General features: G+C 41.0%; 5 protein-coding genes, 1 other RNA gene and 1 CRISPR repeat array. Of the genes, 3 read left to right on the top strand and 3 right to left on the bottom strand.

Annotated elements, in window-relative coordinates; genetic code table 11:
• Positions 1-20 precede the first annotated feature (20 nt).
• Genes csy3 through cas1f form a run of 3 tightly spaced genes read left to right on the top strand, consistent with a single transcriptional unit; the run spans position 21 to position 2,658 of the window.
• Positions 21-1,082 carry a type I-F CRISPR-associated protein Csy3 gene (csy3, locus tag EGT34_RS16100; protein ID WP_000151794.1) on the top strand — a complete coding sequence of 354 codons (1,062 nt, stop codon included), beginning with the start codon at positions 21-23 and terminating at the stop codon, positions 1,080-1,082.
• Positions 1,083-1,084: 2 nt separating this feature from the next.
• Positions 1,085-1,693, top strand: a complete 609-nt coding sequence (locus EGT34_RS16095) for a type I-F CRISPR-associated endoribonuclease Cas6/Csy4 (protein WP_000339854.1) — start codon at positions 1,085-1,087, stop codon at positions 1,691-1,693.
• An 11-nt stretch (positions 1,694-1,704) separates the two neighbouring features.
• The gene (gene cas1f / locus EGT34_RS16090) at positions 1,705-2,658 is read left to right on the top strand and encodes a type I-F CRISPR-associated endonuclease Cas1f (protein ID WP_000080844.1); all 954 of its coding nucleotides are present in this window, start codon (positions 1,705-1,707) and stop codon (positions 2,656-2,658) included.
• A gap of 97 nt (positions 2,659-2,755) precedes the next feature.
• Positions 2,756-7,405: a CRISPR direct-repeat array (repeat unit 28 nt; unit sequence GTTCTTCATCGCATAGATGATTTAGAAA).
• A 58-nt stretch (positions 7,406-7,463) separates the two neighbouring features.
• Here cas1f and ssrA read toward each other — a convergent pair.
• The 3 genes from ssrA to EGT34_RS16075 form a co-directional block, all read right to left on the bottom strand.
• Positions 7,464-7,823: a transfer-messenger RNA gene (ssrA, locus tag EGT34_RS16085) on the bottom strand.
• Positions 7,824-7,984: 161 nt separating this feature from the next.
• Positions 7,985-9,970, bottom strand: coding sequence for a gamma-glutamyltransferase (ggt, locus tag EGT34_RS16080; RefSeq protein ID WP_031974894.1), 1,986 nt, complete (start codon positions 9,968-9,970; stop codon positions 7,985-7,987).
• A 303-nt stretch (positions 9,971-10,273) separates the two neighbouring features.
• Positions 10,274-11,797, bottom strand: a complete 1,524-nt coding sequence (locus tag EGT34_RS16075) for a DHA2 family efflux MFS transporter permease subunit (protein ID WP_000857095.1) — start codon at positions 11,795-11,797, stop codon at positions 10,274-10,276.

The following is an 11,797-nucleotide window of genomic DNA, read 5'->3' as shown; positions in this document are numbered from 1 at the left end:
AAACATAAGGATTTTTTCACATGACAATTTTTAAGAAATTACCGGGTAGCCTTTCTTTACAACGCGGTACAGTGGTAAGTGATGGGGCTTTTTTTAATTTATTTGAAGATGGCAAACAAGAGCCGTTACACGTGATGTATCACGGTATTCGAGGTACTCAAAACGTAGCAGGTAACAAAGAAAAAGGGGCTGCAACAGGTAATTCACTTGCTCGCGAAGTCACCAATATTCAGCTTACCGAATCTGCAAAATTACAACCTAAAGCGAAACTTTTGGTGAAATGGGACTTTCGTTTTATTGATTTAAGCTATGTACTGTTTGCAAGTGCTTCTAAAGCTGGTGCTGATAAAACTGAAGAATATAATTTCCGCCAAGCTTTCTTAAATTTTGTAAATCGCGCCAAAGAAAGCGATGGACTTAAAGAAGTTGTGCGTCGTTATGTACGTAATATTGTTAATGGCCGTTGGTTATGGCGCAACCGCATTGTCGCTGAAACTATTACCATTCAAGTGACTGCTCAAGACTACCCTGAAATATTTAGCTTTGATGCTCTTTCTTATAACCTTAAAAGTTTTGATCAAACGTCTGAACAAGAACAAAAACTAGCAGACATTTTGTTAAAAGGAATTACAGGTGAATCCACAAGTGCAGCACTACATATTGAAGCGATTGTTGACTTCGGAATGGGTGGTGTAGAAGTTTTCCCTTCTCAAAATTACTTAGAAGATAAACCAAAAGGTTTCTCTCGATCTCTGTATCAATTAACACCGAAAAAACCAGACCACCAAGCAAACGACAACCAATATCTGGGGCAAGCTGCTTTACGTGACCAAAAAATTGGAAATGCTCTAAGAACAATTGATACTTGGTATCCATTGTTTAAAGAAAACGATGAGAAACCAATTGCGGTAGAGCCTAACGGTGCAAACCTAGAAGGTCAGATTTTCTATCGCGTAGGTAAAGACAAAGTTTCTGCATTCGATATTTTAAAAGAAATTGATGAGCTTGATCCAAACAGCGAAAAAGGTATGTTCCTAATTGCTTGTTTAATTCGTGGTGGCGTGTACTCTGAGGGTGAATAATCATGGATGCCAATTACTATCTGGATATCCGTGTTCTTGAGTCATCAGACGATACGGATTTAAAACTTGGTCATATTCGTAATCAAATTTACACCGTCATTCATGGTGCTTTTCGGAAACTGCCTGCGCATTACGCCCTTGCACTAGAGATATCTGATAAATTGAAAGCGAAGCAGGAACAATTTGAAAAAAAACATGGTCGTTCGGCTAAACCTAACTTTGATATTTTGCGAATTTTTGCAGAAAAACAGGATGAGTTAGATGAGTTAATCGAGGCAATTAAAGGACACTGGAAAATTCGCGACTATACCGTTTTAGGTGCCGCAATTCCTGTTCCTACTGCCAAAATTTCTGGTTGGAAAAGTTATCGAAAGTTTCGTATTCCAACTCTGAAATCTGAACGTACTAAGCTTTCCCACCAAAATGAACCTTTAAGAGATAGACGCTTAAAAACGGCCAAAGGAATGCCCTTCTTTCAGGTGGTCAGTAGTACAGGTCATGGTTTTACAGTCATTATTGATGTTCAGGAGAGTGAAAACGCGGGATACGGGCTGCCAGATAGCTATGGGCTTGCCCGTAAGGAAAGTCCTTTTGCCCTACCCGTCTTTTAAGGAAATATAATATGAGTCAACTCCGTCAAGAACGCAGCCGCCCACTTATGCTTTCAAAGCGTGCCTGCGTATTTTACCTAGAAAAAGTTCGTGTCGTTTTAAAAGATGATCGAATTGTTTACTTGACGGAGAACTCACAACCTGTGGAATATTTTTATAATATTCCAGAGAAAAACACCGCCTTTTTACTACTTGGCAAAGGCAGCTCATTAACAGATGCGGCTGCCAGACGTTTAGCGGAATCTAATGTCATGGTTGGGTTTTGCGGTTCCGGCGGTTCCCCTTTATTTTCATCATTAGACTTAACATTTTTAGCACCCCAAAGTGAATACCGCCCCACTGAATATATGCAAATTTGGATGAGAGCGTGGTTAGACGATGACGCACGTTTACTCATGGCAAAAATATTATTACTTGAACGTATTGCCCTCGTATCACAATCATGGAAAAAGAATTTTGATTTGATTCAATCTGGTATTTATATTGATGAAAATGCTTTAAACACGTTCAAACAAGATATTGATCGCTCCGAAAATCAACAGGAATTACTTGCAGCCGAAGGACGTTGGGCCAAAACGCTATACAAACAACTTGCTAAAGGCTTTGGAGTTGAGTTTATTCGTGATGAAGGCAAAAACTCTCATGACTCTATTGCGGATATAGCCAACAGCTACCTTGATCATGGAAACTATATTGCCTATGGCTATGCAGCAGTTGCTTTAAATGGGATGGGAATTAGCTTTGCCCTCCCTATTTTGCACGGTAAAACACGTCGTGGAGGTCTAGTCTTTGACCTAGCTGATCTAGTTAAAGATGCTTTTGTAATGCCACTCGCTTTTACATGTGCAGCAAGAGGATTAAATCAAAAAGAATTCCGAATGCAGCTTATTGAAACATGCCAAGACCAAGATATTTTAGATTACATGTTTAGCTTCATTACTGACATATGTAGTAAAATCAAATAAAATCATACTTTTAACCCAAGTACCTCATAACGAAGTATTTTCACTCATTAAAAACTTATATAATTGATTTTAAGAGTTTTGTTTTAACTTAACTCTAGTTCGTCATCGCCCAGATGATTTAGAAATAACGAGCATGGTTTAGATTTAAGAGATGGTAGTTCGTCATCGCCCAGATGATTTAGAAATTTTGAACTTGTGCATTCTCAATGATTGTTTTGTTCGTCATCGCCCAGATGATTTAGAAATTATTGTGAGCACCTTGATTGCTGTGCGCTGCGTTCGTCATCGCCCAGATGATTTAGAAATACAGCGGGAAACTTGAAAGTCATTGCGAAATGTTCGTCATCGCCCAGATGATTTAGAAATGATTGCCCCCTGAGGAAACTGTATAAAGTCCGTTCGTCATCGCCCAGATGATTTAGAAAAAACACCAACTAAGCCATTCCCTATTCAAAAAGTTCGTCATCGCCCAGATGATTTAGAAAATGAACTTTTAATGGATGCATGCGCCGCCCACGTTCGTCATCGCCCAGATGATTTAGAAAACGAACAACGATAATTTGGAATACACGCTCATGTTCGTCATCGCCCAGATGATTTAGAAATCAGGAGAAAGATCGTTCAAAAGCTCAAAACCGTTCGTCATCGCCCAGATGATTTAGAAATGAAAGTTTTGATATCCACTCTGCTGTTTCAAGTTCGTCATCGCCCAGATGATTTAGAAAAGATGGTAAGAAAATTATTGAGTCTGGAGACAGTTCGTCATCGCCCAGATGATTTAGAAACGACAGTCCAGTTGATCAGATCTTGATTAGACGTTCGTCATCGCCCAGATGATTTAGAAAAATGACATGGTTCAACAATTAAATTCATCTCAGTTCGTCATCGCCCAGATGATTTAGAAAGTTCTTTTCTGCAATATGTGCCATTAGGTATTGTTCGTCATCGCCCAGATGATTTAGAAAATTTTAGATGAAACAAAAGATAGCAGGATTATGTTCGTCATCGCCCAGATGATTTAGAAAAGACCAAGCGGATTGACCGTATTGATAAATAAGTTCGTCATCGCCCAGATGATTTAGAAATTCTGCAATACAAATCACTGGATCAGCCAGGTGTTCGTCATCGCCCAGATGATTTAGAAATGAGTCTTTGATTTCCCAAATATTACTTGAAAGTTCGTCATCGCCCAGATGATTTAGAAACCTGAAAAATTTCACTGTGTCCATTTCGTTATTAGTTCGTCATCGCCCAGATGATTTAGAAATATGTCTTTAAATTCTGAAAAAACACTTGTTCGTTCGTCATCGCCCAGATGATTTAGAAAGAAAAAATTGAAAACTTTTTAGAAGTAAATGAGTTCGTCATCGCCCAGATGATTTAGAAAGCCACACATGCCTAAAAACGCAAGTGCGCTCGGTTCGTCATCGCCCAGATGATTTAGAAAATTATCAGATAAGCCTTTTATGAATGATCGTTGTTCGTCATCGCCCAGATGATTTAGAAAATTAGCTATTAGCTTTTTGGCAACAACAACAGGTTCGTCATCGCCCAGATGATTTAGAAAAGTTCATGAAAACAGCTTTAAAAAGAAAGCACGTTCGTCATCGCCCAGATGATTTAGAAATCCGAAGGTAGTGAAGCTGTGTGTGAATTTACGTTCGTCATCGCCCAGATGATTTAGAAATTGCAAGCTCGTCTAGCTAAAGTAGACCCTAAGTTCGTCATCGCCCAGATGATTTAGAAATGGTACGACAACTACGAAAAGCTGAGCAAAGTGTTCGTCATCGCCCAGATGATTTAGAAATCAACTTAAATGGATGCTCCCCGCGGTGAATTGTTCGTCATCGCCCAGATGATTTAGAAATTGATTGCTAGACGGATTTTTAGGCAGATCATGTTCGTCATCGCCCAGATGATTTAGAAAGAGTTTAATGCGCTATATGGCGACGAGGATTTGTTCGTCATCGCCCAGATGATTTAGAAACATGCAATCGCGTTGATTACCGCAGCTTCGAAGTTCGTCATCGCCCAGATGATTTAGAAAATGAGCCGCAACCATACGGTCTATGACTTCCAGTTCGTCATCGCCCAGATGATTTAGAAAATAGCGCCCTGCTCTATGTTGTCACTTCCGAAGTTCGTCATCGCCCAGATGATTTAGAAATCCAAGTGAATCGGCTCCTAATGCAAATGACCGTTCGTCATCGCCCAGATGATTTAGAAATGAAAACCAATATGCTGCCTAATTGCCATAAGGTTCATCATCGCCCAGATGATTTAGAAAGATCTGCGTCCATTTGTACTTGCTGCGGGTGCGTTCTTCATCGCATAGATGATTTAGAAAATATACAGCACCGCTTAGTGCGACGCGGTCATGTTCTTCATCGCATAGATGATTTAGAAAGCCCACAGGTTGAGCATCAACGGCCATCGAGAGTTCTTCATCGCATAGATGATTTAGAAAATCATAGAGCTCACTTTGTCGTTGAGCCTGCAGTTCTTCATCGCATAGATGATTTAGAAAAGAAGGCCCGTAATTTAACTGTAAGCCGTGGTGTTCTTCATCGCATAGATGATTTAGAAATCTTCCTGAGTTTTAATCCCATTTGCCTTACAGTTCTTTATCGCATAGATGATTTAGAAACATCTTCGCCAATTGCTTTTGGAGAGTTGCTAGTTCTTCATCGCATAGATGATTTAGAAATTCAGGGAATTATCGTGAAACTTTCATTGACTGTTCTTCATCGCATAGATGATTTAGAAATGCACCAGCTGCTGGCTGGTTGAAATCTGCAAGTTCTTCATCGCATAGATGATTTAGAAAAGAAGGTGCAGAGTTTTGGGACTTTGGGTGGTGTTCTTCATCGCATAGATGATTTAGAAATGTTTCAAAAGCTACACCATCAAAACCATTGCGTTCTTCATCGCATAGATGATTTAGAAATATTTAAGTAATAAGTTTAATAACGACCTAGTGTTCTTCATCGCATAGATGATTTAGAAAAACACGTTCTCTATATCGCTGTTTGCGGTCATGTTCTTCATCGCATAGATGATTTAGAAATTCAGTTGGATATGCCTTTGATACCAAGAAACGTTCTTCATCGCATAGATGATTTAGAAAGCCTGCAGACACGGATTTACGCAGCTGATCGAGTTCTTCATCGCATAGATGATTTAGCAATAACCAAACTATGTCATCGATCGGAGATTTCAGTTCTTCATCGCATAGATGATTTAGAAATTAAAATAAATGCCTGTGGTTTTTTCTTAACTGTTCTTCATCGCATAGATGATTTAGAAAAGTTTCCGAAGTTGAATTACACTCGCCAAGTTGTTCTTCATCGCATAGATGATTTAGAAATAACACAGTGATTTGATTACCTTGAGCAACCCGTTCTTCATCGCATAGATGATTTAGAAAATCTTGATGCCGAGGTCTTTAGCTTCTTGAGAGTTCTTCATCGCATAGATGATTTAGAAATCATCCACCTTTGATGAAACGGATCCACGCAAGTTCTTCATCGCATAGATGATTTAGAAATCTTGTGTGACGGCCTCCACTCCAGATCCCGCGTTCTTCATCGCATAGATGATTTAGAAATTAAGCTTCAAAAATAGCCATTGATTATAAAAGTTCTTCATCGCATAGATGATTTAGAAATGACAACTTTCCACGGCAATCAGGGCTTTCCAGTTCTTCATCGCATAGATGATTTAGAAATAAAGATGCACGTGGCCTAATGCAAGTTATTCGTTCTTCATCGCATAGATGATTTAGAAATTTAAAATTAGGTGCTGAGTTACCACGGCTCAGTTCTTCATCGCATAGATGATTTAGAAATAAACCAAGAACTTGAAGATTTTGATGCTTATGTTCTTCATCGCATAGATGATTTAGAAATAAAAATAGTGTGTTAATTATTTATGATGAAAGTTCTTCATCGCATAGATGATTTAGAAACGTATACATGCACATCAATACGATATCCCGATGTTCTTCATCGCATAGATGATTTAGAAAATACTATTATAATGATCTAAACCCATTACAACGTTCTTCATCGCATAGATGATTTAGAAATGCAGCTACTCGACATGTTGGTAGGGCAGATGGTTCTTCATCGCATAGATGATTTAGAAACAGTCGGCTGGTGCTAATTGAATAAAATCGTTGTTCTTCATCGCATAGATGATTTAGAAAAGATTGAGGCGATTTTTATCGCGGACATTGCCGTTCTTCATCGCATAGATGATTTAGAAACAGTCCCCGCTTTGAAGCATTCCCATCAGTACGTTCTTCATCGCATAGATGATTTAGAAATCACAGCTATCGTCTGGCTGCCGTCGCGTAGAATTCTTCATCGCATAGATGATTTAGAAATTATTATTAAACGGGAAAAGTATATTCTTGCTGTTCTTCATCGCATAGATGATTTAGAAAATACTATTATAATGATCTAAACCCATTACAACGTTCTTCATCGCATAGATGATTTAGAAAATCATCAATAAGTTGGCCTTGATTTAAATAGTGTTCTTCATCGCATAGATGATTTAGAAAAGATACAAACGAGTTCGCATCTCGACCAGAAGGTTCTTCATCGCATAGATGATTTAGAAAATTATCCAGATAAAACCATATCTACAAAGTGGGTTCTTCATCGCATAGATGATTTAGAAATCAACCTGAACACAGACATACATGTTCTATTGGTTGCTCATCGCATAGATGATTTAATAATTTGAATCTTAAAAAGAGAAAACCCCGAAACTTTCGTTTCAGGGCTTTTCACGAATCTTGGTGGAGATGGCGGGAGTTGAACCCGCGTCCGCCAGCACTACGCTCGAGAATACTACATGCTTAGATATCGTCTATTGTTTTAACACCAAGTGACCCGACGAACAGGGTACAAGGTGCGATCCTCTAAGTTTGGTATAAAGCCCCGAGGCTTGACTCTATACGGACTTGTGTGCGTGCGCTTCAGTCGGGTTCCCAGACCACAAGTATTCTAGGAAGCGGACAAGCGGCCCTTAGGCAGCTAGAGCGTAAGTTTCGTCGTTTGCGACTATTTAAATGCAAATTTTATTTACGAGAGAAAATGCGCTCTCGGCATGCATCTATGAGTTTCATCACCGGCGTCGAAGCCAATAACATCCCCATGAATGTCTGCACATCATAGCATAACTAAAATAAAATGCTGTGCATTTTATCAACAGTCTGCCACTGATGAACATACTTACATAATTGAGTGCCTTTTGTTTTTTTCAAGGCCCCTTATAAAAAAAGCTGCCAAAAATGACAGCTTTTTTAAAGTTTGCTCTATAAAGCACCATTGCCTAACACAATCCCTTCACGGCGTGGGTCTACCCCACCTGCGTATTTACTTTGATTATTTATATTTACTTTCATAATCGTAGAAATACCACTGGTTTGCGCAGTGTTCGATATGCCATGCCCTTTTGCTTTTAAGCCTTCAATCAGGTCAACTAAGGAAAGCTGTACATTCGAGCTATCAATATTGGTGTTTTTGCTATTGGTTGCGCCAAAGTTTACAAGCGAAGTGGCCTGCTGTGCATTTAAGTTCCAGTCCAATGCACCCACCAAGGTTTTAACCACATATTGAATGATCGTACCGCCACCTGGTGAACCTGTTGCCATATAAAACTCATCTGGCGTGGTGCCTTTAAACACTAAGGTTGGCGCCATAGTACTACGTGGGCGTTTGCCGCCTTCTACACGGTTGGCAACTGGTGCCCCAGTGCTGTCATAAGGGTTTGCGCTAAAGTCAGTTAACTGGTTTGACAGCAAGAAACCATCCACCATGTGGAATGAACCCATGCTCGATTCAACAGTCGATGTCATTGAAACCACATTGCCATAGGCATCTACAATCGTGAACTGAGTCGTGCCATGTTCAACAGTGGTATCCACTCCTGCCGCTGTATTGAAATTACCTGCTGGTGCTACTCCCATACTTTGGTTCGGGTTAATCAGTGCTGCACGCTGCTTCAAGTAATTTTTATCAATAAAACTTGGAATACCCTGTGCCGGCAAACGAACAAAGTCGGTATCTGCAACATATTTGTCACGGTCAGCATAGGCCAAACGCTCTGCTTCAGACACTAAATGCACTCCCATCACATCGGGCACACCACCTTCATTTTCAGGGTTTTTAGGTGGATAAAGCGACATATCAAAGTTTTCTAAAATGCCCAGCGTTTGCGCAACTGCAATCCCTCCCGAAGATGGAGGTGGCATGGTACATACATAGTAACGGTCACGGTACGTTGTACAAATCGGGTCGCGTTTTTTCACCTGATAGTTCGATAAATCCTGCAAGGTCATCAAACTTGGGGTAATTGGAGTTTTTGCTGGGTCGTCTCCTTCAGTTCGGCCAGCTTCACTAACAATCGCTTGAGCAATCCGACCAGTATGCAATGCATTCGCACCCTCGGAGACTATTGCTTTGAGAGTATTTGCATATTCTTTATTGGTTATGGTCTCGCCGACTTTGCGTGGTGAACCATCTGAATGAAAATAGATTCTCATTGCATCTGCATCGAGCGCTAAATTGCTCGCATTGCTTGCAATAGCATCTGCCAAACGTCCCGGTATACGGAAACCGTTATCAGCCAAATCGATAGCTTCACCAAAAAGCTGTTTCCATTCAAGCTTGCCATGTTCTTTTTGGGCTTGTTCAAGCAAACGCATCACACCCGGCACACCAATCGAGCGACCGCTACGGCGGGCACTTGGTACAGGTGCAGGTGAATTTGGGTCATATATATTTTGGCGAATTAAATAATATTCGTTGGCTGCCGCTGGAGCGGTTTCACGGCCATCATAAGCAGTGACTTGTTTGGTTTTAGCATCGTAATAGATCATAAAACCACTACCGGCAATGGTACTCGACTGTGGCTCGACCAAACCAAGTACGGCTTGTACCGCAACGGCTGCATCGTCTGCGCTTCCGCCTGCTTTTAACACATCACAACCTGCTTTTACCGCAAGTGGCGTGTTTGCCACCACCATATATTTATCTGCGTATTTAACCGTGTTACCGAGTCTATAACCCGAAGCACCCTCTGGCGCGGCGGGGTCACCATTTTGGTTTGAACCAACCACCACACTTGAACCGTCTTGTGCCAGTTTGCTACAACTGGTCGGGTCATTATCTACAATTAAATTGGGCGGAGTTGTATTTGAATCATCCTTGGGCTGATCTGACGAGGAGTCATCTCCACATCCTTGTAATAAACCGACTGCTAATAAACTACTGAACAAAAATGAATATCTTTTATTCACGTGATAACTCCAATATATACGCCTGCCTATCCATGCAATTGCCATGCAAGCTTCTTTGTTTTCAGGTCTTCAGTTTTTTAATCTTTGATAAAAATAAAGTTTTAATAATATTAAATGATTAAGGGTGTTTATTTTGTGCTCTGTGTGATGTCTCCTTGTTTGTTATCACACTCTTTTATAACTGATTTGCCCAATTCTGGCATGCTTTATTTCTTTAAATACAGGCAAAATCTGCTATTTATAAACTCGCTCATTTTGTAGTAGGTCTAAAAAAAGCACCTCCGAAGAGATGCTTTTTGATGTTTAGTGAGAAGGCATACCGCTAACCTGTTTGGGTTTTGGACACAGCCAAATGACCAGCCCTGCAAAGACAAACACAATCGCAAATAGCAAAAACACATGGTTTGCCGACATGGTAATGGCTTCTTTATCGACTAGATTTGAAATAATTCCAAGCGTCGAGTCAGCCGTAAAACCATTTTGCAAAAGTGTGTTTTGTACTTCAGTCGTATGTAGGTTTGACACCATTTCACTACGGGCAACTTTGGCATGGTCGTCCCACACGGTCACTGCAATTGAAGCACCAATCGCCCCTGCCATGGTTCTTAAGAAGTTCATGAGGCCCGCAGCAGATGCAATTTCTTGCTGGAGTACCGAACCCAGTGCAATGTTAGACAGTGGAATAAAGAAGAACGGTACTGCAAAACCTTGCAGGATTTGTGGCCAAGCCAGTGCCATAAAGTCGGCATCTGTGGTCCAGAATGCCCGCATTAAGGTCACAATACCCAGCAAAATTAAACCAAAGCTCGCCAGTGCACGCGGGTCATGTTTGGTCGAAAGTTTTGCCACAATCGGTGACATGGTCAAACTACCAAAGCCCATGGTTGCAGTTAAATACCCGGCCCACGTCGCGGTATAGGAAAGGTTCATTTGCAGCCACTGCGGAATCAGTACAATACTGCCAAAGAATGCGCCAAAGCCAAGCGACAAGGCCAGTACCGAAATGGCAAAGCCCCTATGCCTAAAGACTTTGACATCTACCACAGGGTGTTTGTCGGTCAGCTCCCATATCAGGAACACCACAAAACCAATCGCAGCAGTTAAAGCTAAAACCACAATGCTGGTGCTGTTAAACCAGTCGCGTTCATGCCCCAAGTCGAGCATAAGCTGTAACGCACCAATCCACAGAATTAACAGCCCTAAACCAACAGTGTCGATTCTTAAAGAAATGGTTTCTGTTTCGGCCACTCTTAACAAGCGCATTGCTGCTAATACACAGACAATACCAACCGGTAAGTTAATAAAGAAGATCCAGTGCCAAGACAGGTTATCACTAATCAGACCACCCAAAATTGGTCCTAAAATTGGCCCGACGACTGTGGTCATTGCCCATAGGCCCATTGCCTGCGCATGCTTTTCTTGAGGGAAAATACGCATAAGCAAAGTTTGGCTGAGTGGCATAAGTGGACCACCACAAAGGCCCTGCCCAATACGGAAAAACACCAACATTTCTAACGATGTTGCCAAACCGCATAGGAAAGAAAAGACCGTAAAGCCAATTAAACCAAAGATAAAGACCCGCACCGTTCCAAAGCGGCCTGCCAGCCAGCCCGTTAAAGGTACACAAATCGCTTCTGCAACTGCATATGAAGTAACGACCCATGTGCCTTGTGTGCTTGAAACAGCAAGGTTACCGGTAATATGCGGTACAGAGACGTTGGCAATGGTCGTATCAAGTACGACCATAAAGTTCGACAAGGCAATAACAAACGCTGCCAGTAGTAAACGGCCACCGCTTAACTCGGCAAAAGGTGTTTGCGTTTTCAT

Origin of the sequence: Acinetobacter sp. FDAARGOS_558 (assembly GCF_003937785.1) — a bacterium.
Classification (GTDB): Bacteria; Pseudomonadota; Gammaproteobacteria; order Pseudomonadales; family Moraxellaceae; genus Acinetobacter; species Acinetobacter baumannii.
This window is presented reverse-complemented; position numbering and strand designations above follow the sequence as displayed.

What these genes read in the sequence shown, in the direction of transcription:
- EGT34_RS16075 (WP_000857095.1), bottom strand. Translation starts at nt 11,797, where the DNA reads ATGAAAACGCAAACACCTTTTGCCGAGTTAAGCGGTGGCCGTTTACTA.
- EGT34_RS16095 (WP_000339854.1), top strand. Translation starts at nt 1,085, where the DNA reads ATGGATGCCAATTACTATCTGGATATCCGTGTTCTTGAGTCATCAGAC.
- cas1f (WP_000080844.1), top strand. Translation starts at nt 1,705, where the DNA reads ATGAGTCAACTCCGTCAAGAACGCAGCCGCCCACTTATGCTTTCAAAG.
- csy3 (WP_000151794.1), top strand. Translation starts at nt 21, where the DNA reads ATGACAATTTTTAAGAAATTACCGGGTAGCCTTTCTTTACAACGCGGT.